This window comes from Paenibacillus sp. SORGH_AS_0306 (assembly GCF_030819345.1).
Lineage (GTDB): Bacteria > Bacillota > Bacilli > Paenibacillales > Paenibacillaceae > Saccharibacillus > Saccharibacillus kyungheensis.
Genome location: NZ_JAUTBP010000001.1, coordinates 1,751,036 through 1,776,771, shown reverse-complemented (window position 1 = coordinate 1,776,771; position 25,736 = coordinate 1,751,036). Strand labels below are relative to the sequence as shown.

The following is a 25,736-nucleotide window of genomic DNA, read 5'->3' as shown; positions in this document are numbered from 1 at the left end:
GGTAAACCTAGAGCTGCGATGCTTCATTATAATGTAGAAGTCTGCAAAGCTTGATACGCTGTCGTTACAGCTTCACCAAAAATACGAGTTACTTCTAACACTTGTTCTTGTGTAATAATCAACGGTGGTAAAAAGCGCATCACTGTAGAATGTCTACCTCCGACTTCAAGAATCAATCCACGTTTCAGACATTCTTGTTGAATCAGACTTGCTAATTGTGGATATGCAGGATAGTGCCCTAGATGATCCATTATTTTCTGATCATTGACAATCTCGACACCGATCATTAATCCACGACCACGAATATCACCGATACATCCTGTCTGTTGTTGAATATGTTGCAACTGTTCTACCAGTAATGCACCCATTTGAGTCACATGTTCAGGGATATGGTGTTCACGAATATAGCGTAGTGTTGCAAGTCCTGCTGCCATAGCCATCTGATTGCCTCTAAATGTACCGATATGAGCGCCCGGATTCCATTGATCTAACTCTTTGTTATAGATCACTACAGATAGCGGTAAGCTTCCTCCGATTGCTTTGGACAATACCAATACATCTGGAATAATTCCTGCATGTTCAAAAGCATATAACTTACCTGTCCGACCTAATCCTGTCTGTACTTCATCAATAATAAGTGGGATATTGCGTTCTTGCGTAATACGGCGCATTTCGCGTATCCATTCGACAGGAGCAGGAATAGAACCACCTTCACCTTGTACCACTTCAAAAATCATTGCACATGGCGATACAATACCACTTTCAGGATCATCGAGAAGATTTTCGATATAACTGCTACTGATCTGATGGGTCTGTTCTCCTCCTACTCCGAACGGGCAACGATATTCATAAGGATATGGCATAAAGTGAACATCAGGGATTAGTCCATTCACTCGTTCTTTTTGCCCCAATGTACCGCTAAGACTCATTGCCGCATGGGTCGAACCATGATATCCACCTTGAAATGATAAAATGCTACGCTTGCCTGTTGCAGTCTTGACTAACTTTATCGCGGCTTCAATCGCATCACCACCGGTAGGTCCACAAAATTGTATTTTGGCATTTTTTGCAAACGATGGTGGCAGACTTGCAAATACTTCTTCTACAAATTTTTCTTTAAGCGGAGTCGTTAAGTCCAATGTATGCAACGGATGTTTGCTGGTCAATAATTGTTGCATCGCTTCTATAACAACAGGATGATTGTGTCCAAGCGCCAAAGTTCCTGCTCCAGCCAGACAATCATAATAGACTTTGCCATCCATATCGGTAATATGAATACCTTCAGCTTCTTTGATCACGATCGGTAATCGGCGAGGATATGAACGAGCATTAGACTCTCTTTCAGATTGGCTTTGCAAATAACGTGTATTTTGAGATACGGCTGAATGTACAGTTTCTATCATCATAATCGCTCCTTTGATATTGATAATCATTTTCAATTAGGCACTTCTCTAGTATATGGAATAAATTACTAGACTCCATAGACATTTACGTCCTGTATTTGTACAAATACTACATCTTCATTTTTAGGAATCGTTATCACACAAAAAAAGACGACTCTATATAGGAGCATATAGAAATCGTCTTTTTTTAGATTATTTAGAATATTTTTGAGAAGTCCACTGACCGATAAGCTTCTGTATTTCCTCTGGATTGAAAGGCATTGAATCAAATGTATCTGATTGTAATGTAGTATCTACTACGATCTGTTGGTCTGTAAATTGACCTTTAATCCAGACATAATGCTTGTGGATAGGCAGTGCTATCTGCCAATGTTCTGTTTGTGTTTGCGATTCGCTAGATGGATAATGACGCCACTCCACAGCAGTCCAATCTATAGCATCTGTTGATAAAGCGACCGGTACATGTGGAATAAAGCTACCTGCTCGTACCAGTATAATAATTGGGATCTCACCTTCTGTTATATGATGCCATGTAGAGCCTGTATATCTCTGACCTGTCTGATAATCGATCCATTCTCCAGATGGAGTATATACATCTCTGGATGTTGTTCCTTGTTCTAAGATCGGAGCAATTAATAGATCTGTACCTAGCAAATATTGATCTTCAATCTGCCAGACACCCGGCTCATTGGGATATTCAAGTAATAATGGACGTAACAATGGAATCCCCTGCTCTGCACTTAGAACAGCTTGCGTATAAATATAAGGCATCAGCTTATATTTTAAAGATACTGCTTTTCTAAAATCTTCTACAAACTCTTCGTCATAATGCCATGGCTCTTTGGGTGGTGCTCCATGACAACGACTATGCGAAGTCAGCATACCAAAAGGCATCCAGCGGCGATACAATTCTCGCGGACTTTGATGGACAAATCCACCAATATCATGACTCCAAAATGTAAAACCACTTAATCCTAAAGACATCCCTGCTCGCAAAGACGCTGCCATACCGTTATCGGTATTCTCTACATCCCCACCCCAATGTAGCGGATAACGTTGACTACCTGCCCATGCGCTACGTGCCCAGATAATAGAATCGCCGGTGACTTTTTGCGTAATCTCAGAGACTGCCTGATTATAACGAAGAGGATATAGATTATGCTCTTTCCATCCTTGCTGACGAGAATAATACGATCCATGAATCGGTGCACTTTCTCCAAAATCTACTTTGATCGCACTGACTCCCAAATGTAGTAGTCCAGCGATCTTTTGTTGATACCATTTCACTGCTTCCGGGTTAGAAAAGTCTAAAATAGCATCTTCTCCGGCAATATAACCGTTCCCATCATTGATAGCATATTCTTTTTCAATGATTTCTTCGTATAAAGGATTAGATGGCATAAAGTAAGGATATTGCCATAAGCTAATTCGGTACCCTTGCTTACGTAAATCAGTGATCATTTGCTCTGCATTATCAAATCGACTGCTCGAAAATTGATAATCACAACGCCAATCATGTTCAAACCAACCGGTATCCAGATGAATGACATCACAAGGAATCTGATGCTCTTGTAATTGATAAGCGACTTCTCTCACTTCTTTTTCAGATTGATACGTAATACGACTCATCCATAACCCGAACGACCACAATGGCGGAACGGTAGACTTGCCAGTTAATGAGGTGTAGCTGGATAATATATCTTTAGGTGTACCGAAAAAGAAAAATAAATCCAACTCATCTTCACCAATATAGATTGTATTTGCTCCATCAAAATGATGTCCTACATCACAGGTCATCGGACAATTATGATGAAAAAACATACCATAGCCACGATTGCTCCATAATAAAGGAATAGGCTTATACATATCTGCGGTCTGGGCGCTTAATGGATCATAAGTAAACCAGTTAAATTTTTGTCCTCGCTTATCCATTTTCAAAAAGGATTCTCCACCACCATATAAACGTTCTCCCGGAGATAGAGCAAAACTCGCCGCCAGACTACGATTCATATCTTTGGCAGATCGGATAAAACAAAAAGGTGTTGGATCAGAACTGAGAATAGAAGCCTGATCTGCTAAATGATGTGTACGTGTTAACAGCTTGCCTGTTGCATCTCGAAATTCTATTTTCCAGGGAGCATACTTTATCGTTACTGAACCATAATCACTGATATACGTAGTCTGTTCTGCATCATGTTGATGTAGTGCCCACTCTGTACTGACAGGCAATTGCTGTTCTACTAACATCAGGCTATGACGGGGCTCTAACTTCGATTGGCGAGTTGCTAACCGAATCCGAACTGTTCTGGCATCGACGAATTGTAAGTAAAAAGGAAAAGTAGGTGATTCTTCATACGCTGGAAATTCCCACGATTCTGTGGCTGTAAATGGTAATGTATATTTTCCAAAATCCAATCGGGGCTTCCGTGAATATCGTTCCCACCGTATCCGACCTGTCGCTGTCTCAGGATCGAATTCCTCTACCCGCATTCCCATAAAATATGTATTTTCGATACGTCCAAATTCTTTACTCATGTCTATCGGTTCGCCAAGTAACGGTGTATCATATAATCGAATCATACGTTATTATCCTCCTATACTATATGGTGTACAAAGTCATTGTGACAGCAAATAGACCAAAATTGATAACGGTTACATATGAGATTATTGTATACTTTTGAGTAGCAGTAACCTATGCCGATTCTATGTATTATTCGCACAATATTACGATTTTATTGAAAATGTGTTCTAACGGAGGTTCATTGCAGATGGAGATATCACCACCTTATGAAGTTACACAAATTCCTGATAAGACATTTCCTATTAATATTTTTCATGTTACAGAACCGAATTGGCGCTGGGTTCCATTACACTGGCATGAACATTTAGAATGGATGATTGTACAAAAAGGTTCTTTTCGTGTTCAAGTCGGTACTGAGCATCAAGATATTACAGTTGGAGATATTGTTTTTGTAAATACACGTCAGATTCATGCTGCTTTTCCTTTGGAGGAAGATACTGAACTGATATGTATCGTATTTAACGAAGCATTGATTCGCAATATACAATTGGATCACACTGAATCACGTTATATTCGTCCGCTTTTAGAGAATCGTTTGGCGTTGCCCGCGATTTTCACCAGAGATCATCTATTATCTCAGCACATTACATTTTATTTGCAACAGATAATTATCGAGTATGAGCAATCTACGCAAGGTTCAGAACTGCTAATTAAATCGTATTTACTGGCTTGTATTGGTTGGCTTTATCGAATGGCAGAACAAGATCGTATCCATGTACAAAAGTCCAATCTTCATCCTTCTTATATGCAGCCTTTATTTCAGCATCTCAGTCATCATTTTCGAGAACATATATCTGTGGAGACTGCTGCGAATCTATGTCAACTGACTCCTACTTATTTTTGTTATTTATTTAAAAAGACGACTGGCAAAACATTTATCGACTATATCAATATGTTACGTATTCATGAAGCAGAGCAGTTGTTACGCTCCGGGCAATGGAATATCAGTGAAGTGGCCTATCATTGCGGATTTGCAAGCTTAAATTATTTTGGCAGAGTGTTTAAGCAATACAAACAGATGTCTCCTAGTCGGTGGCTTCAACATATTAAAGAATAACTATATGGTCTGAAGGGGCATTTTTGTGTATAGTGTGTGTGTTTCTACGTATGTCATAAAAAGCAGTTTATCTTTCTCCATCCTTAAAATACAATAAAATGGAAATTAAACCATATAAAAGGTGGGGTATTCATGTTGATACGCAAGCAGATTGCTATTCTTTTATCCACGCTATGCTTATTTACATTACTAGGGTCATGGACTTGGAACTCTGAAGCCGAAGCAGCTGGCACTTGGAAACAGATCTGGTCAGATGAATTCAATGGATCAAATGGAACAGGTGTAGATGGTTCCAAATGGAATTCAGAAACAGGTGCTGGTGGTTGGGGAAATAACGAGTTACAGTACTATACCAATCGTACCAATAATGCTTATATGGACAATGGCAATCTGATTATTCAAGCGTTGAAAGAAAATTATAATGGTGCTCCTTATACATCTGCTCGCTTAACAACAGCTGGCAAATTTGATGTGAAATATGGAAAAATCGAAATGCGTGCTAAACTTCCTTACGGTAAAGGAATCTGGCCTGCATTCTGGACATTAGGTAGCGATATCGGTAGCAATCAGTGGCCAAATAGCGGTGAGATTGATATTATGGAATATGTAGGACCTAATGCTCCTAATACCGTATATGGAACGATTCATGGGCCTGGTTATTCCGGTGCTGGTGGTCTATCCGCAGGATATACAATCGGTGAAAATATCAGTAACGCTTATCATACCTTCTCTATCGAATGGGAACCTAATGTGATTCGCTGGTATGTTGATAATAATTTATATCATACTCGTACATCAGCAGATATCGGTGGCAACAAATGGGTATTTGATAAGCCTTTCTTCTTATTACTTAATCTAGCTGTAGGTGGCAACTGGCCTGGATATCCTGACGCAAGTACTACATTCCCACAAAAATACGCTATCGATTATGTACGTGTATTCCAGCGTTCTGGAGACACAGGCAATATTGTAGCACTCAAAGCGACAGCGAATAACAAATACGTTGCCGCTGAAGATTATGGAAATGCTCCTCTTCTAGCTCGTTCTACTACAGTCAGTGATTGGGAAAAATTTGAGCTTATCGATCTTGGTAACAATAATGTTGCACTACGCTCTATGGCGAACAATAAATATGTATCCGCTGATAATACCGGTGCAAGCCCATTAATCGCTAATAAGACCGCGATCGGAACATGGGAAACATTCCAAATGGGAACCACAGCGGATGGGAAGCGAACATTCAAATCATTAGCAAATAACCTCTATGTCTGTGCAGACAATTACGGAGATAGTCCGCTTATTGCTAATCGCAGTACAGTCAGTGGTTGGGAAGCTTTTGAAGTCATTAAGCAATAATATCGATAACTTATTCTGTTGAAAATGAATAAGCTATTGTTGAGGTCAGACCTATCTTATTGTGCTGACGATTCATATACAAAAAAGGAAGCCTTGAATTACACCGAGGCTTCCTTTTTGTATTAACATTGTGATTATCTATACGTTGTTACCAGATGATTATTTAGAAAGTGTAGTATTATGATTAGCAGCGCGTAAATATCGGAATAAAAAGAGAATTATGATCGCGATCCAGATCACAAACACTAAGAAAATATTACTGAATGTATCAGCTCCACCAGCATACCATACACTATTTAAAGACCATGGAGACTTCACACGATCTAATATTAATCCCAGTACCGTTGTACCTATAGCTCCTGAAATAAAGCTTAACATCATATATAATCCCATCCCGACACCTACTTGTGCACCATCTAATGTACGAGAGACTGTATTGGCAAGCCCGACTTGAGCAAAAGTCAGCCCTGTATTACCGATCACAAGTACCCCCATAATCAACCAATACGACCGATCTGTAAATACCGCTAATAGAGCATATGTTATCAGTTGCAGTACAAACGCAATCCGTAGCAAAAATGTATTTCCTTTGCTATCTGCAATCCGTCCACCTACAATTCCAAATATAGCAGCGATCAATGCACCGGGAAACATAATCAGACCAATTGTAAATGAAGATAATTGATGAATACTACTTAACATTTGTGGAATCAGATATGGAACACATAGATTAAATATCAACGCCAGACAAGCGATAATCATCGTCGTTGTATAGGTTGAATTGCGGAAAATAGCCGGATCCAAAAATGGCTGATCCACTTTACGAATATAGATCACAAAAACAATTAGCATGACAATCGTGATAATAGCCAGAATAAGACTGACATTAGTAATTGCTAATAAAAGCAATGTGACTGTTGTCGCTAATAGGATACCACCCCAGATGTCTATTTTCAGCGGACGTACTTGATCTTGATTGAGATATTTGCGAAAAAAAGGAATAGTCACTAACGATAACAAAGAAATCGCAAATAAATAGCGCCAATCTGCAAAACTGGTAATCATGCCAGCGATAATCGGCCCCATCGCCGTACCGAGCGCCATGCCGGAAGAAGTAATTCCGAGCGCTCTTCCCCGCTTTTCAGCAGCTATATAACGAATAGGAATAATCATCGATGATGCTGGAATAACAGAGGCACCTGCGGATTGTAGAATACGACCTGCGATCACCATCCAATAATCTGAAGCGACAAACCCAACAATAGAACCTATCGCAAATAAACATAGTCCAATCGTCATTAAATTTTTGAGCCGATATTTATCTGCTAGCTTGCCATACGTTACCGAGCCAATAGCATAGATAATAATATAGGATGTGACTACCCAACTTACTTGAGAGCTACTAAGATCAAAATCGTGACGAATCGAAGGTAAAGCGACGTTAAACATCGTGGAATTCATAACAGAGATAATCATCGCTAATGCTAAAATGTAGATAATTTTCATAATATACCTGAGTGCTAGTCTTATACACTCTCTACAGGTGGCATCAGACTAGCACTATTCTTTCCTTTATCTTATTATTCTGGACGGTGACCGCCCGGAGGAGTAACTACTTTGAGATCAAGTGATTGAATATTGGCAATCACACGATCCATACGAAGCGGGCCTGGTGTATCAGGGAAGATATAATGTTCATATTCATCACCTAACAAACGGAAAAACGGTTCAAACAATCCACTTACCAGTACACCTACAAATTTCGTATAGTGTGTATCCAGACGGTAAGAATGTACGGTTCCTGCTGGCACATGCAAGAAATCTCCTGGTAACAATTGAACTTCTTCACCATTCGCCCACATCGTCATCTGTCCTTGTACACAGAAAAATGTCTCGGTATGATGCTCATGATAATGGGATACGATAGCGTCTCCTTTAGGGCCTTCTGTAGATACCATAATATAATCCCCATTTGTAGAAGCTTGAGTTGCGAGTAGACGATGCAGTTGGTCACCTGTTAGCAATTTGGTTCCTTCACCACTTTCTAATACATACGATTCGACAGCATCTGGAATCACACTATTATTTACTAATTCATAATCAGGAAATACTGTCTCTGATGTAGAGAAAGTAATATCTGCTTTTTGCATAGCCTGTTGTAGATGTTCTGTAGAATACGTATGATCGCTTACAGCCGGATACTCATATGGTGCGTGTGCTTGTCCTAATATTTCATAAATATCTGTGACATTCCCTGCAATCGAATAAGAGATAAAAGCATTACGATGGGCAAGCAATTGATACGCATGTTCTGTCATTGGTGGAATATGTGCATAATCACCCGGCAATAATAGATGACTTTGACCGTTGATAACAAATTGAATTTTACCTTCTAATACAAAGATAGATTCGTAAGTATGTTGATGAGTATGAAGCGGGAACGATTCTCCTTTGGGCCCTGAAATAATAGCTGCCGATAAAATATCGCCTGTACTTTGAAAATTCGCTATCACAGTTGCTAACTGCTTACCAAAAAGATAACGCTGTCCTTCTCCTCTACGAAGTAAGTAAGGGGCTAACGTATCTGGTAAATGTGTAATTAATGATGTTGTTGTCATAAGTTCCTCCTGAAATGGTGATGATTAATATAGTCTGTCAACGTGTTTGTTGATCTCTTGTACTATTTTATTGTAGCTAAATCTCCAAATTTGAAATATAGTTGAATACGACAAAAAATTAGGAAAAAGCGACATCTAATTATGAAATATAAAGGAGATTCATAATGACATCATCGCCTCGATCATTTGAAATGTTTCAGCATCCTTTTCCGATCGAAACCCCTATTTCTTTCCAACTGGTTACGGTAAAAGGTTCTTTTCAAGAACATGCTCATGAATTTTATGAAATTATCTATATATGTGAAGGCAAAGGAACGTTATTTATTCATAAAGATTCATTACAGATTGAAGAAGGAGACTTATTTTTTATTCCGATCGGGATCCCTCATTTACTCAAATCCGAATCTGCTACACCTGCTGTTTCTTTGCAAATGATGACCTGCATGTTCCAAACAGAGTTTTTAGGTCCTCAAAACCCACCAAAAAACGAATTAGAACGTGAATTTGACGCAATAGCCCAATTTTTTCGTCAAAGTGAAGAGTGGTTACGGTATAAAGATCAAGGTGGCGAATTTGCTAGAATAATGTATAGTATGAATTTTGCTGTCAATTCGCAGTCTCCTGGCTACCATTACAAATTATATATTTGCTTGCTTGATTTACTAAATACGATGTACCGACTCAAGCAATTCAGTCTGCTATCCAAACCGGATAAATTAGTGGACCCTGTAGCTTTTGCGATCGAATATATTCAAGTACATTATCGTAACCCACTCAAAATGGAAGAGTTCTGCCAATGGTTATCGATCAGCCCCCGTCATCTACAGCGTAAATTTAAAGAGACAACCGGTTATACGTATACCCGGATGTTGCAACAAGTTCGTGTACAAAAAAGTTGTGAATTGTTAATCAACACTGATTGGAGTATCCAGCAAATTGCAGACGAAGTAGGAATTCACGATATGAAGTACTTTTATCGATTATTCAAAACAAGCTGTGGTCTAACTCCTCTTCATTTCCGTCAACAAAATATTCGTACCAAATAAAAAGAACCTTTCTGCTACAGTGTGTACTGTAACGAAAGGTTCTTTTTTATTGATTATTCAGATCAATTTATCAGCAATAACAGGTTCTGGGATCGGAGAGGAATCGTTTTTTTGCTCTTTTTCAGATGGCATTTGGAATTGACGTACTGAGCGGATAAATAACAGAATAATACCGCAGCCTACAATGATAATAGCACTAATGTACAGTACGCTTGCCAAAGGAAATTTCAAAGATAACATCCCACCTACCAAAGCGCCTAGTGGTAGTGCAGCATTAGAAAGAGTATGCAAGAAAGCCATCACACGTCCCATTAATTCTGTTGGAGTAATAATTTGTATCATAGACGTTTGCAGTACATTAATAATACCTGTAAATATGCCTAGCATTAATACTGCACTTAACTTCATCCATAGAACTGGAGCGATAGCGAATAGATACAGAGATACTCCCATCAGAATCCAGGATAGCGCAATAACCAAGCCATTTTTTTTCATTAAATTGATAAGCCCTGATCCTGCAAATATGCCTGCAAAAAAAGCGATATACAGCAAGCTATAATAGATTGGTGAACCATACGATACCGCTAATGCAGGAACCGTAATAATTAAAATAGACATTGCAAAATTAGTTAAAGCATAAAATGGCAACATTACTTTGAGAAATGCATTACGAATAACAAAAGTATACCCTTCTTTTAATTCTGCAAAATAAGAACTCACTTTTGCTACAGGTGTATTTTCTTCTACTACTATAATATTGCTTTTATCCAATTGTCTTTTTAACTGAATATAGATAAATCCTGAAAGTAACAGTAATCCACCTGCAAGAAAAAATGTATTTTCCATGCCTATTAGCAAAATAACAGAAGCACCTAATAAATAACCTCCAATATTAACAATCTGATCACTCGATGCAATCATTGAATTAGCCTGTACAATTCGATCGGGTGAACGAATCAACATAGGTAACATCTTATTATTAGCCGGATAAAATAACATAGAAAAACATGATGCAATAAACACTAAAATCAAAATCACAATTAAACTACTATATTGATCGCCAATTAAAAAGGGCACCAGCATAATCAAAACGGCTTGAGCAAAAAGCGATATGCTTGCTAATAATGAAGGCGAATACCGATCCACTAGAGGTCCTAATAAAAAGCTAAATATAGAAGCCGCTGAAATGGCTGTAAAAGTAAAGCTAGTGAATGAAACAGATGACGTTGATTTTTGTACAAAATACAGTAAGACAATCGAATAAATACTGTCTGCAACATTAGCTGAAGTCCGAGAGATAAAGAAACGCGTGAATCGGCTGTCTTTAAATAATTGAATCATAATCTCGACTCCTTTGGTCTGTATCCAGAGATAGCGATAATAATTGAGATTGTTGTTTCATCATCATCTGGATCATTTGCATATCTTCTTCATACGGAAGTAAAAGTGATAAATACAATTGATCACCAGTATGCTGTGCAGTCACATAAATAACCGGTTCAATCGTTTTATCTCTGGCATAGGACAAAGGTGAAGATTGTTCGTTTTGAATCATTTGATTCCAATGCTGACCTTCTTCTTCTTGTTCACCTAAATAGTTGAAGACAATAGGCATTCCTGCAAAAGCAGATAATAAATGCGCACAAGACTGCGGATAAAGCTCTCTCATTGATTCATTGTAAAGTAAATTAAAAAAGTTAATATGGTGATCAGTGACTGTACTTAATATAGCTTGCATATTAGGTAAAGCTTGATCTTTAGATATTACAATTGGAAGCTGATCAATACATTCGCCAATTTGTTCATAAAAATAATGCTCACTATATTGACGTCCATAATGTGTTAACCATAAAGGAACATCATTTGTTTTAAAATACGTACCTAACACTTTTGCTGTTAATTGCAGTAGCATATCCATAGGTACAAAAGAATCTGCTGTCTCTGGATGCTCATATTCAAAATATCCTTCCCATTTACTATAATGATTGCGAAGAGAAGAAGTTGTTTTTTGCTGGATATGCTGGCTACTGAAAGAGAACTTTTCTAATTCAAAAGAAGTATTTAATTGTTCATCTGTGATACGCTGTGGTCCTTGAAGAATTAGCTGAGTATAATCGTCATAATTAATCTGGTTGTAAGCTACAGATTCGTTATTTTTAGCACGCTCATATTCCCGCGTTAATTCTGCTTTGAGAATATCCCCGCTCATACCATCAAAAATAAGATGAGAACAAGCAAATAAAATTAAATGGCGTTCTGGTTGGAGTCGTACTAATAGAACTCGATATAATGGATTGGCTTCTACTACATATGAAGTCATATACAACTCTGGTAATAAAAACGATAATATCGTTTGCTGTTGTTCTTCTGTATAATCTAACAAATCTAATGTTGGCAAATAATCTCCATATTGTTCTACATGTATATTCCAATCATGAACCTGCCATTTCCAAGATTGTTGATCTTTAATGAATGTACTTCGTAATAATGGATATCGATTTACCACATTTGCAAAAGCTTGGGCAAGACAGTCTACATTCACTTCATTATTCAATGGAATCATAATGCCTGAACATTCTGGATGAAGTATATGATGATGTTGTACAGGTGCAATCGGGTATACGTCTGTAGTAGATGATTGCATCGTGTATTGATGCCAGTACGTATTCTTACTACGGATTTCTTCATTCCACTGTTGTAGCTGTGCTTCTGTAATCTCTTGCTGTTCTGCAACGTTGAAATCAATAGTCTTATACGATTTAGTAAGTACTGATAGATGAAGAGTATCATCCTGGTGTAAATACAAATCGGATAAAGTCCGAATCGTCTGATGTTGGAATAGTTGGTGAATATTCAAAGAGATTCCCTGCTCTTTCGCTTTGGATATCAATTGAATTCCTTTAATTGAATGTCCGCCACACTCAAAAAAACGATCGTCTATTCCGACTTTGTCCATGTCTAACACATCTGCCCAGATCTGAGCTAATATATGCTCTTGTTCATTACGAGGCGCTACATAATCCTGAACTGACTCCATATTCAACTCTGGTTGTGGCAATGCTTGACGATTCACTTTACCATTCGTATTTAATGGTAACTCTGATAAAAATACATAATAACTAGGAATCATATAATCTGGTAATCTTCCAGTAAGATAATTACGAATTTCTGCATTGGATAACGGTTCTCTAGTAGCAATATAAGCGCATAAATTCTTTTGTTCATCTTGACTAGTAAGGATCGTAATATACACTTGATTAACTAAATCATGATGAAGTAGTACTTTTTCTATTTCACTTGGTTCAATTCGGTACCCACGAATTTTTACTTGATGATCGATTCGACCTAAATATTCTATCGTACCATCTGTTAACCATCTACCTAGATCACCTGTACGATACATGCGTTCTGCTGAAATACTATCATTTCTTACAAATTGCTCGGCAGTAAGATCATCTCGATTCAAATATCCACGTGCTACTCCGTCTCCACCAACCCATATCTCTCCTGGTACTCCTGGTGGTAATACATGACCTGATGTACTGACAATATAAGCTGTCGAGTGCATAATCGATCGGCCGATAGGAATAGACTGGTCAGTAACAATAGGGGGAATCGTATAACAACAAGAAAAAGTAGTATTTTCTGTCGGCCCATATCCGTTAATGATCGTTACTTGAGGGCATTGTTGTTGTACACGAGCTACTATTTTGGGTGAAAGAACATCTCCACCAATAATCAATTGTCGTAAAGATTGGAAAAGGTCAGACTTTTGTAGTGCTAACTGATTGAATAATGGTGATGTTAACCACATGGTTGTAATCTTATACTCCTGCAATACTGCGTGTAATTTTTCAGCATCCAGAATACTCTCATTCGGTACAAGACATAGACTTAATCCATTCAACAATGATCCCCAAATTTCAAATGTACAAGCATCAAATACTAATGCGCCTGTCATTAAAATACGATCCGATGGAGTCAGCTGAATATAATCGGTTTCTTTTACCAAACGAATCACATTTCGATGTTCGATCATGACCCCTTTCGGTTGACCTGTCGATCCAGATGTATACATTACATAAGCCAAATCATTTGCTTGATTTATTAATGGTAAAGAGTCAGTACGTGAATCATAAGATGTAGATTCTTGCAGATTTAGAATCACACCTTCAAATTCTAGACGATACGAATCAGACGTATCATTCATAGTTAATACTATAGAGATTTGGCTATCGGCAAGCATATATTGGATGCGCTCTGCCGGGTAAGAAGCATCAATAGGTACATAAGCTCCACCTGCTTTGAGAATAGCTAGAATACCAATAATCATATTTGGTGAACGCTCCGGTATAATACCTATAAGCATGTCCGGTGTGACACCTAACGACTTCAGTTTCCAAGCTAATGCATTAGATTTATCTTCTAATGCTTGGTAGCTCCAGATATCCTGACCGCATATCACTGCGGGTGTATTAGCATGTTGGATGACCTGGTGTTTCCATAATTCCTGGATTGTAGCTTCTCGCGGATATGCTGTATAAGGTGGATTGAATTCTACTATAATACTCTTCTGTTGCTCTTCAGATATTAGCTTCATATCTTCAAGCAGCATATGCGGATGATTCACTAACTGCTGAAGCAATTCTACATATTGTGTAGCCATCTGCTGAATCGTAGTATCCTCATATAGATGTACTGCATATTCAAAATGTAATAATAATCCATCCTCTTCTTCTATGGTCAAAGACAGATCGAACTTCGATGTGTCTGCCTCGATAGAAATTGGTGTAAATGTTAGCTGATTCACTTCGATTGATGAAGAACCTGTATTTTGCAATGTAAATATCGTATCGAATAAGGGATTACGACTTAAATCACGCTTCACATTCAATTGCTCTATCAAAAGCTCTAATGGCATTTGTTCATGCTGAAATGCGGCTAACGTTCTTTCTTTCACTGTATTTAGAAATTGGGAAAAACTTTGTTCTTTTATTGGATAATTTCGCAATGCCAGCATATTTACAAACATTCCCATCATACCTTGTAGATCTGCGTGATTTCTTCCTGCTACTGGTGTACCAACAATAATATCTTCCTGTCCGGTATATTTGAAAAGTAAAATATAATATGCAGAAAGAAGAAGCATATACATTGTTGATTGATGTTGTCCTGCTACTTGTCGTAGTTGATCTGTCAGTGCAACATCCACTTGTACTGTGAAAGATCGTCCAGCAAAACGTTGTTGTACCGGACGAGGGAAATCGGTATGCATATTCAAAACAGGAAGTTCCCCTTCTAATTCTTTCAGCCAAAAAGATTGATGTTCTTCTAACAAACCTGCTTGCAGTTGTTGTTGGTGCCATATCGTATAATCTCTGTAATGCACAGGTAACTCGGTTAGTGTTGCCCCTGCATATAATTGATTAAATTCTAATGTAAGTCTTTCCATCGAACTTCCATCAGAGATCAAATGATGAATATCTATAATTAAGATATATTCATCGTTATGAAGATTGAGCAAGCCAGTACGTAATAATGGTGCACTTTCTCTATGAAATGGACGAACAAACATGGATAGTAGATCTGTCATATCAAGATGATTGGCATTTGAATATTCCAGGTGTTCTATATTCCAATCTATAAGTGAACTATCATGTACTTTCTGATAATACTCCTCACCTTCTCGATAAAAAGAAGTACGCAAAGCTTCATGACGTTCAATTAATTGTCTAAATACTTTATTGATCCGTACCATATCAGGCTTGCCCTGAATATGTAACAATAGTGAAATATGATAGGTCGTACCCACGTCTGCAATCTCTTCAATCATCAGTAACCTTTTTTGAGCAGAAGAGACTGGATATGAATATTGATCAGCGATCCGCGGAATCGAGGTATGTACAGCAGGACGAGCACTCTCAATGTAATGAGCTTGATCCTGTAATACCGGATATTCAAAAATATGTCGTAATGAAATTTCGACCTCTAGTGTTTTCGCAATTTGCGAGATCAGCACAACTGCTTTTAAAGAATGACCTCCACGTTCAAAAAAATGGTCATACCGTCCAATAAGTTCAACGCCTAGAATATCTGCCCACAGTGCAGCAAGCTGACATTCTGTATCTGTTATAGGCGCTTCATACTCCTCGCTAGACAAAATCTCTGTATCCGGCAATGGTAGTGCTTTGCGATCAATTTTCCCATTAGGAGTTAGTGGAAATTCCTCCAGAAGTACAATATGAGATGGTACCATATAAGCTGGCAACTGTTCTTGCATATATTGACGCCACTGATTTGAAGATATATTCGACTGATCACGAATAGATTCTTTATCAGCCAGCGTAATATAAGCACAAATTGTTTTTTCCCCTTGAAGTTCATGCACAATGACAGTCGCTTCTTGAATCTGCGGATGATTGACAAGCTTACTTTCAATCTCACCAAGTTCAATTCGATATCCACGAATCTTCACTTGATGGTCAATTCTCCCTAGATATTCTAACTGCCCATTAGGTAGCCAGCGTACTAGATCACCTGTACGATAAATCCGTTCTCCTTGTAAAAAAGGATGAACTATAAACTTCTCTGCGGTTAAGTCTGATCGTTGCCAGTATCCTCTTGCTAGTACATCTCCACCAATATATAGTTCACCTGCAATTCCGCGTGGAGTTAATTGCTGATCCGAATTCATTACATATAAATGAGTATTCCATACCGGTTCGCCAATCGGAATCGTACCCGATAGATCTTGCTGTGTGCCACGTACACTTTTCCAAATAGATACACAGATCGTCGCTTCTGTTGGGCCATAAGCATTACAATAGTCTACGTAAGGATTCCAACGACGTACCAGTTCAATAGACGATTCAGAACCACCTGTAATCAATAAGCGTAATGAAGGTAACTGTTCAGGTTCCAAATAAACAGCAAAATTAGGCGGTAACATTGCTACTGTAATTTGATGCATGTTAATCCATTTTGTAAAATAATCAATATTGATCAATTTTTCTTTAGGAGCTAGATATAAGGTTCCACCCATAAATAACGCCATATACATTTCCCACACCGAAGCATCAAAAGACAGATTTGCAAATTGAACAATCCGATCATTCGATGTCAATTCAAATGTGTGCTCATAAGTTAATCTCATATTGGCCATACCATGATGCTCTACAAGAACACCTTTAGGTGTTCCGGTTGTGCCTGATGTATAAATAACATATGCTACATGATCGGAAGTAACTTTAGTAGGAATATAGGTATAGTTATGTTGATAAAGAGAAGCATCATCAAGATCTAGAATGCTACCATCAAATGAGATATTTTTATCTAAATGACGATGAGTCAGCAATAATGATGTTTGACTGTCTTTTAACATAAATTCAATCCGTGCTGTTGGATATTCAGGATCTATTGGTAAATACGCAGCTCCTGCTTTGAGAATTCCCAGTATTCCTACAACCATCTGAAGTGAACGTTCTGGCATTATGGCAATTATATGGTCAGGAACAACACCTTGCTGTTGCAGATAAGCGGCTAGTTGATTTGATTGTTCATTTAACTCTGTATACGTCATAAATTGATCTTCATAAACGATTGCTTTTTGATGCGGATAAAGTAAAACTTGTTGTTCAAACAGACCATGAATCGTCTGTTCGCGATCATACGTTGCTGTCAAACGATTCAGATCTATAACTAATTCATGTTGCTCTGATGCTGTTAGCATCTGAATAGTACGTATTAACGCATCTGGTGCAGACACCATAGCTTGCAGAATATTTAGATAATGATCATGGAATGCTATAATCGTTTGTTTGTCATATAGATGACTAGCATAATCCCAATGGATCATTAGCTCATCCGCTGAACTAGATTCTTCAGCAATTAATGTAAGATCAAACTTCGCTGTACGGGTTACATTCTGATACGGCTGAAATTGTAGTCCTTGAACTTCTATACTTTCAGGTTGAGCATGTTGATACGAAAATACAGTATCAAATAATGGATTACGACTAATGTCTCTTGGAACACCAATCTTTTCAACAATATGTTCTAAAGGATAGTGTTCGTATTGAAAAGCTTCTAACACATGTTGTTTTACTTCTTGTAAAAAGGTGGCAACTGCTTTGTCACCTGACGGATATTGACGTAACGGAAGTGTATTAACAAACATTCCAATTAGCGGTTGCAATGTAGAGTGAGATCTTCCTGCTACAGGTGTACCCACAATCAAATCTTGTTGATCTGTGTAATTATGCAAAAGAATATAATATGCTGACAAAAATACCATATACATCGTGCATCCTTGTTGTATCGCTAATTGCTTCATAGATCGAAGTAATGATCTATCCAGCGTAGCGGAAAAACGTTCACCATCAAATTGTTGTACAGATGGACGTAAGAAATCTGTTGCTAACTGAAGAACAGGTAGTTCTCCTTGAAGAGTATTTAGCCAAAACTTTTCTTGATCTTTCCAATGCCCTTCTGTTAGTTGATGCTGTTGCCATACTGCATAATCTTTGTACTGTATAGACAAAGGTGGTAAAGACTCACCGCTATATAATTGAATAAATTCAGTCGTTAATCGCTCCATAGATAATCCGTCTGAGATCAGATGATGTATATCTAACATGAGCAAATGTTCTTGTTCATTGAACTGAATAACTTGTACTCGCATTAAAGGAGCCTTTTCTATAATAAAAGGAACCATAAAAGCAGTAATTAGTTCATCAATAATTGCATCTGTTTTTTGCTGAGAGTTATGGTGAGTTACTTCAAAAGCAATCTCTTCGAGCGAATGAATCTGTTGTACCCTTTTCCCATCTTCTTGCGGAAAAGAAGTACGTAAAGATTCATGACGCTGAATCAATTGTTTGAATGCTTGATTAAGCTTTTGCTGATCTAATACACCATACAATTGAACGATCATCGGCATATGATAGGCTAATGATGCACCGCCTATTTCCTGTACTAACAATAAGCGATGTTGAGCGGTCGATACAGGATAATAAGCTTGAAGAGAAGCAGGTGTAATAGTGGTCGATTGCTGACTTGTGATTTGAACAGTTGTAGTATGCGCTAATCCTTCACGAGACATGCGTGCTTCCAGCAATTTACGTTGTTCTGGAGAAAGATTGGCAATACGTTGTGCTAAATCCATCCGTTTGATTCGCCCCTTTGCATGTTATCGTGTTATAACTGCTCCATACTTTCCACTTCTCGTAATAACTCTTCAAACCGGCGCAATTCTTCTTGTTCCAGCATAATCTGATCTGCTGTCATTTGAATTGTAGGATATTGGAAAAAATGACGAAGATCGAGTTGTATCCCCCACTTTTCTCGCAATCGTACAATAAATAATGATGCATTTAACGAATGTCCACCCAGTTCAAAAAAGGAATGTTGAATACCAATTTGTGCTTGAGAATGATGTAAAAGATCAGACCACAATTCAATTAAATCTTGATCTATTTCGTGACGTGGAGCGATATAATCGGTTAATACAATCGTTTCTGTCTCCACATGTAGCAGAGCTTTACGATCAATTTTGCCATTTGGTGTTAATGGCATCGTATCTATTATTGCAAAAGATGAAGGAACCATATACTCTGGTAAATGAGCAAGTAAATGATTCTGGATATCAGCCACTAACGTATTCGATGTTGAATCTTTTAATACCAAATAAGCAGCTAATGTATATACCCCGCTATGATCTTGAACTGCTAACACAATGGCTTCATTTACATCAGGTAGGCTAGTAAGTGTTTCTTCAATTTCTCCAAGTTCAATACGATATCCGCGAACTTTTACTTGATGATCAATGCGCCCCAAAAACTCAATCTCACCTGAAGGTAGCCAGCGTGCCAGATCACCTGTTTTATACATTTTAGAAGATAGATGCTGAATTGAATGACTGGTATCTGAAGAAATAAAAGGATTCGAATGTACTTTATCAGCTATCGATAATGCATACGGATTAGGAACAAATTTTTCATCAGTAAGGTCATTTTGTTGCCAATACCCGCGAGCTAGGCCTGCCCCAGCAATACATAATTCACCAGCTATACCGATAGGTTGCAATTGATTGTGCTCATTCACAATATGAATCTGTGTATTCAAAATCGGATGTCCGATTCGAACTTCTGTAGCATGAGTTAATTCATAGATCGCTGACCATACCGTTGTCTCTGTAGGTCCATACATATTGTAAATTCGTAGATGTTTAAATGATTGTACCGCTTGTAATAAACTTAGTGGTAAAGCTTCTCCACCAATCAAAAGCTCTTGTACATGGTTGAGACATTGAGCGTCTTCTACATTATTCATCAACATTTGTAGACGAGATGGTGTCATCTGGATCATATCGATATGATGATACTGAATACATGCAGCTAATTGATGTGGATCTCTCTGCTGAATTTCTTCAGCGATCACAACAGTCATACCACTACTTAACGGAACCAATGTTTCCAATACAAAAATATCAAATGATAATGTAGTTAAAGCAAGTACTTTACGCCCTTCCGAGAAGTTAAGCTCTTGTCGCATTGCACTGATAAAATTAACTACGGATTGATGCTGAAGCATAACTCCTTTGGGTTGCCCTGTAGAACCGGAAGTATAGATAACATAAGCTAATTGCTCTGCTTGAACTTCTGTAATTCCTTTGACTGGCTGTGTCGATGCTGTAGTCCATTCACGATCATCAGCTAAGATCACAGTTCCCGAGTATTCCCAATCTTGAACCAAATGACGTTGTGTAATTAATATAGAAGCTTCACTATTCGCTAACATGTATTGCACACGAGCAGCAGGATAATCAGGATCAATCGGTACATATGCGCTACCAGATTTTAAAATAGCTAACAGACTAATGATCATCAAATCTGAACGTTCAGTCATCAGTCCAATTAGGCGATCTGGACCTGAACCATGACTGATTAATAAATGAGCTAATTGATTCGCTTGTTCATCTAACTGCTGATACGTTAATTGATGTTCAGCCCAGATCAAAGCTATAGCATCTGGTGTCTGGCGTACTTGCTGTTCAAACCATCCATGAATAGTAAGCTGATCTGAATACGATGATGCAACTGGATTAAATTGAGATAGTAATATTTCTTTTTCTGATGGTGTTACCATATCTAATTCGGATAACCGCGCTTCAGGAGACTGCATAATAGCGCGCAATAGACATAACCAATGTTCGGCTAATTGCTCAATCGTTTCCTTTTTAAATAAGTGTGTAGCATACTCCCATTGGAATTGAATATGTTGCTCTTGTTCTTCAACTTGCAAAGTTAAATCTACTTTGGATACTGCTGCATTATATTCGTAAGAATTCCATAACACATCATGGCTTGCTGTCGTATCGAATTCCATCGTTTGTACAATTAGCATGACATCAAATAATGGATTTCGACTCAGATCGCGTCGCAATGACAAATCATCTATCATTTGCTCAATCGGCAATTCCTGATGTTCAAAAGCTTCGATAGAGCATTGTTGAATCTCTTTGAGAAATTGTGTAAAGGTATGCTCTGGTTGTGGTCGGCTACGCATAGCTAATGTATTCACAAACATACCTACTATAGATTGAATATCAGCATGCGGTCTTCCAGCTATTGGTGAACCTGTTATAATATCTTGTTGACCGGTGTATTTATGCAATAAGGTATGGTAAGCCGCTAACAACAGCATATATAATGTGACTCCATGATCTGCTGCTACTTTTTTGAGTTGCACTGTTTCAGCTTCATTTAGTGTAGTTAAAAGATGAGTACCTTCAAATTGCTGAAGTGCAGGTCTTGGAAAATCAGTAGGTAGATTTAATACTGGTAATTCTCCTGATAGTTGTTCCAGCCAATATTCACGTTGCTTCTGAAAATGATCGGATTGTGTTTGTTGCCACACCGCATAATCTTTATAATGCAATTTTGGAGCAGGCAGTGACTGACCTTCATATAGACGATTAAATTCATCTGTAATAATAGTCAGAGATACTCCATCAGCAATAATATGGTGCATATCAATCAGTAATGCACTTCCACCATTAGCAAACTGTATGATTTGTGCGCGTAGCAATGGTGCTTGACTCAGATCAAAAGGACGTATAAAAGAATCAATAATCTGATCCAGTGTATTATCTGTAGTATTAGAAATGGACTGGTAATCAAGGTCGGATTGTAGCACTTCAAGTTGAAAATAAGCTTGATGATGAATATGCTGTACAGGTTGTCCATCTATAAATGTAAATGAAGTGCGGAAAGATTCATGCCTTTGAATCAATTGCTCAAAAACCGATTGCAAACGTAAAATGTCTACTTCTTGTGCTGTAATAAGTACATGTGGAATATGGTAAGCATAACTATCTTGTTCCAATTGATCCAAAATCAATAACCGTCGTTGCGCAGAAGTAACTGGATAATACATTTGTTCAGGTGCAGATGGAATCGCTTGATTCATTTCATATTCACTTGTCGCAATACATGTAGCCATATCTCGCAAAATAGGATATTTGAAAATATAACGTAAAGGTATATCTATCTGATATTGTTGATGAATCAGAGCGACTAATTGAGATGCTTTTAAAGAATGTCCGCCTAATTGGAAAAAGGAATCTGTCGCACTAACGACTTTAACATGAAGCAATTGCTGCCATATACTAGCTAATTTTTTTTCGATGTCGCCTGTTGGTTGTACATATTCTATAGCTGTTCGGTCTAGTTCAATGTGTTGTAAATATCGACGATCGATTTTGCCATTAGAGGTCACAGGCATATTGGCAATCATAATAAAATGAGTCGGAATCATATACTCGGGCAATTTAGAAGATATACGTGTACGGATCTCATTTTCAACTAAAATGGTTTGTTCATCGCTTACTAGATAAGCACATAATACAGCTTGATGTTGCTCATCACGACGATCGAGCACAATACACTCTTTGATTGATGGGTCTTCAAGTAAAACAGATTCGATCTCTGCTAATTCGATACGATACCCACGAATTTTGACCTGATGATCTAAACGTCCCATGTATTCAATATTGCCATCAGGCAACCAGCGTGCCAGATCACCTGTACGATACATAAGCTGTTGAGGTTGATGTGGAATACGTACAAATTTTTCAGCAGTAAGTTGCTCACGATTGAGATATCCTCTAGCCAATCCTACACCTGCAATACATAATTCCCCCGGTACACCCACTGGCTGAGGAAGCTGAGAAGTATTCATAATATACAATTGAATATTATCGATCGGACGCCCGATCGGCACGAATTGCATACTTTCCTCTTGTTGTGAACAATCATAATAAGACACATCAATAGTAGCTTCAGTAGGACCATATAAATTAATAAGACGTGTCTGATTCGTATCATACAAAAGATGATTAAAACGGTTGACCTGTTGCATCTGCAAAGCTTCTCCACTAGCAAATACATACCGAAGACTAGACAACCTTTCCACTTCTGCTTTCATTTCAAGATGCTCTAAAAAAACAGACAACATTGATGGCACAAAGTGCATTGTAGTCACTTCATACCGGGCAATCGCTTCTATAATCATAGCTGGATCTTTTTCAGCCTCTGGCTCTAAAAAGACTACACTTGCTCCCTGTGTACTCCACCAGAATAATTCCCAGACGGAAACGTCAAAACTGTAAGGTGTTTTTTGTAAAATAACATCTTCTGAAGTAAGTGGATATTGTGTTTGCATCCAATGAATACGATTTACTAATGATCTGTGCTCAATCATCGCTCCTTTTGGATTGCCTGTTGTCCCAGACGTGTAAATCACATACGCCAGATGAGACGGCTGTGTAACGATAGCATTTTGTTCATACTCATAAGCTTCATTCTGTTCATCATTGAGCTTGTCTACAACAAGCAAATAAAGATGCTCTGGTAAGCGTGTTTCATGCTTCAATGTAGTTACTACTATCTGTGTACCACTATCTTGAAGGATGAATTCTAAACGTTCTTGCGGATGAGCAGGATCAAGTGGAAGATAAGCTGCTCCTGCTTTTAAAATAGCCAGCAGACTAACCATCATGTAATGTGAACGTTCCATCATAATACCTACAATATGATCAGCACCAACACCTTGAGCACGCAACATATGAGCCAATTGACTGGACTGTTGATCCAATTCCTTGTAAGTAAGCGAAGTATGCGTATCTCTTACAGCCAATTGATTCGGTGTACGCTCTACTTGTTCTGCAAACCACTCATGAATTGTAAGGTGAGAAGGATACGCTGCATTGGTAGTATTAAATTCTTCTACAACTTGCGTCCATTCATCAGCAGTAAGCAATTGGATATCTGACAATAGGATATCCGGTGTATGTATAATTTGTTCGATCACACGAGTTAGATGATCTGCCATTCGAAGCATAGATGATGATTCATAACGATGCAAATTGTAGGAAAATGAAATTTCTAACTCTTCGCCCGGAATAACCATTACGGTCAAATCATAGTTAGTTTGTTCAAATCCGTCGACATCTACGATATGCAGATCCGTACTATCGTTGGAACCGTTATGAGTGATTTCTTCAGATAACGGATAATTTTCAAAAACAAGAATATGTGATAATAGATTGTGCTTCAATACCGACTGATTCTGAAGTTCAGCAAGAGATTGATAACTGTACTGATTTCCTTCATTCATTGCAGTTTGCATCTGGACTAATAGTGCGGAAAATGTCTGTTGCTCTGCGCTTTGCACCCGTACAGGTAAAGTATTAATAAATAAACCTACCATTTCTTCGATCCCTACAATATCTTCAGGTCTCCCGGAGACTACAGCACCAAATACAACATCACGGCGGTAATTATAACTTTGAAGCATCACTCCCCATGCTGCCTGAAATACAGTACTTACTGTTACTTGATGTTGTCTTGCTAACTGTTCTAACTGATTGGTTAGCTTTGAATCCCAGCGAAACGTATGCTGGGCTAATTCAAATTCATGCAGACCATTATCCACTGAACGAAGATAACCTGGAATAAGCGTTTCTTGATCTAATCCTTCTAAATACTGATTCCAATAATTTGATGCTTCTATCTTATCCTGACGTTCTATCCATTGAATAAATTGACTAAATGGATATACCGTTTCTAAATGAACAGTAGTTTGATCACGTAAAGACTTATAAATTGCAAAAAAGTCTTTGGCTACAATACCTAGACACCAACCGTCCATTATAATGTGAGGAAAACTCCATACTAGCTTCGATAATCCTTCTCCCCATTGAAAAAGAGCAATACGTAAAGGCACATCGGTGTCTAGATGAAATCCAGTTGCACGATCTTGTTGCTGAAACTCTTCTAGTAGCTGTTGTTTCTGAGCTTCAGAATTCTGACGTACATCTTGAACAATAATTGTAGGTGCTTCACGTTCTTTGACAACTACTTGCAAAGGACGTTCTGTTTCTTTATGCAAAAAAATAGTACGAAAAACATCATAACGATTCACAATCTGTTGCAGACTTTGTTGAACCCAATAAGGGTTCAACGTCTCCTGCAATGTAATCACATTTTGTTGAAAATAAGTGTCTGAATCAGGATCTAATAATGCATGGTATAACATACCTTCTTGCATTGGAGATAACGGGTAAATATCTTGAATTTGTGGCTGACTCAAAGTGCTCATCCTTTCTGGATTAAC

At 38.0% G+C, this 25,736-nt stretch carries 10 protein-coding genes; 3 read left to right on the top strand and 7 right to left on the bottom strand.

Features of this window, described 5'->3' with window-relative positions:
* Window positions 1-26: 26 nt before the first annotated feature.
* A complete protein-coding gene (locus tag QE450_RS07790; RefSeq protein ID WP_373461961.1) occupies window positions 27-1,403 on the bottom strand; it encodes an aspartate aminotransferase family protein in 1,377 nt (458 codons plus the stop codon).
* Window positions 1,404-1,595: 192 nt separating this feature from the next.
* Window positions 1,596-3,983, bottom strand: a complete 2,388-nt coding sequence (locus tag QE450_RS07785; protein WP_307298281.1) for a glycoside hydrolase family 31 protein — start codon at window positions 3,981-3,983, stop codon at window positions 1,596-1,598.
* 188 nt (window positions 3,984-4,171) lie between these two features.
* Here QE450_RS07785 and QE450_RS07780 point away from each other — a divergent pair, with 188 nt between their 5' ends.
* A complete protein-coding gene (locus QE450_RS07780) occupies window positions 4,172-5,041 on the top strand; it encodes a helix-turn-helix domain-containing protein (RefSeq protein ID WP_307298280.1) in 870 nt (289 codons plus the stop codon).
* 132 nt (window positions 5,042-5,173) lie between these two features.
* The gene (locus QE450_RS07775) at window positions 5,174-6,397 is read left to right on the top strand and encodes a glycoside hydrolase family 16 protein (protein ID WP_274170054.1); all 1,224 of its coding nucleotides are present in this window, start codon (window positions 5,174-5,176) and stop codon (window positions 6,395-6,397) included.
* Window positions 6,398-6,556: 159 nt separating this feature from the next.
* Here the strand turns inward: QE450_RS07775 and QE450_RS07770 are convergent, their stop codons facing one another.
* Entirely contained in the window at window positions 6,557-7,903 is a 1,347-nt protein-coding gene (locus QE450_RS07770) for an MFS transporter (RefSeq protein ID WP_307298279.1), read from the bottom strand.
* A 74-nt stretch (window positions 7,904-7,977) separates the two neighbouring features.
* On the bottom strand, window positions 7,978-9,015 hold the full coding sequence (locus QE450_RS07765; protein ID WP_307298278.1) for a quercetin 2,3-dioxygenase: 1,038 nt from the start codon (window positions 9,013-9,015) through the stop codon (window positions 7,978-7,980).
* A gap of 164 nt (window positions 9,016-9,179) precedes the next feature.
* On the opposite strand from QE450_RS07765, the gene QE450_RS07760 reads away from it, so the two are divergent.
* Window positions 9,180-10,061: an AraC family transcriptional regulator gene (locus tag QE450_RS07760; RefSeq protein ID WP_307298276.1), complete on the top strand. Its 882-nt coding sequence runs from the start codon at window positions 9,180-9,182 to the stop codon at window positions 10,059-10,061.
* 57 nt (window positions 10,062-10,118) lie between these two features.
* On the opposite strand, the gene QE450_RS07755 is transcribed toward QE450_RS07760, so the two are convergent.
* Genes QE450_RS07755 through QE450_RS07745 form a run of 3 tightly spaced genes read right to left on the bottom strand, consistent with a single transcriptional unit; the run spans window position 10,119 to window position 25,712 of the window.
* The gene (locus QE450_RS07755; protein WP_307298275.1) at window positions 10,119-11,402 is read right to left on the bottom strand and encodes an MFS transporter; all 1,284 of its coding nucleotides are present in this window, start codon (window positions 11,400-11,402) and stop codon (window positions 10,119-10,121) included.
* The gene (locus tag QE450_RS07750; protein ID WP_307298272.1) at window positions 11,386-19,224 is read right to left on the bottom strand and encodes a non-ribosomal peptide synthetase; all 7,839 of its coding nucleotides are present in this window, start codon (window positions 19,222-19,224) and stop codon (window positions 11,386-11,388) included. The genes QE450_RS07755 and QE450_RS07750 overlap by 17 nt, the downstream gene beginning before the upstream one ends.
* Before the next feature lie 32 nt (window positions 19,225-19,256).
* Window positions 19,257-25,712, bottom strand: a complete 6,456-nt coding sequence (locus tag QE450_RS07745) for a non-ribosomal peptide synthetase (protein WP_307298270.1) — start codon at window positions 25,710-25,712, stop codon at window positions 19,257-19,259.
* Window positions 25,713-25,736 lie beyond the last annotated feature (24 nt).

Bases quoted from the DNA above. Each gene is read 5' to 3' on its own strand.
- QE450_RS07760 (WP_307298276.1), top strand. From the start codon at position 9,180: ATGACATCATCGCCTCGATCATTTGAAATGTTTCAGCATCCTTTTCCG.
- QE450_RS07755 (WP_307298275.1), bottom strand. From the start codon at position 11,402: ATGATTCAATTATTTAAAGACAGCCGATTCACGCGTTTCTTTATCTCT.
- QE450_RS07770 (WP_307298279.1), bottom strand. From the start codon at position 7,903: ATGAAAATTATCTACATTTTAGCATTAGCGATGATTATCTCTGTTATG.
- QE450_RS07785 (WP_307298281.1), bottom strand. From the start codon at position 3,983: ATGATTCGATTATATGATACACCGTTACTTGGCGAACCGATAGACATG.
- QE450_RS07790 (WP_373461961.1), bottom strand. From the start codon at position 1,403: ATGATAGAAACTGTACATTCAGCCGTATCTCAAAATACACGTTATTTG.
- QE450_RS07750 (WP_307298272.1), bottom strand. From the start codon at position 19,224: ATGGATTTAGCACAACGTATTGCCAATCTTTCTCCAGAACAACGTAAA.
- QE450_RS07775 (WP_274170054.1), top strand. From the start codon at position 5,174: ATGTTGATACGCAAGCAGATTGCTATTCTTTTATCCACGCTATGCTTA.
- QE450_RS07765 (WP_307298278.1), bottom strand. From the start codon at position 9,015: ATGACAACAACATCATTAATTACACATTTACCAGATACGTTAGCCCCT.
- QE450_RS07780 (WP_307298280.1), top strand. From the start codon at position 4,172: ATGGAGATATCACCACCTTATGAAGTTACACAAATTCCTGATAAGACA.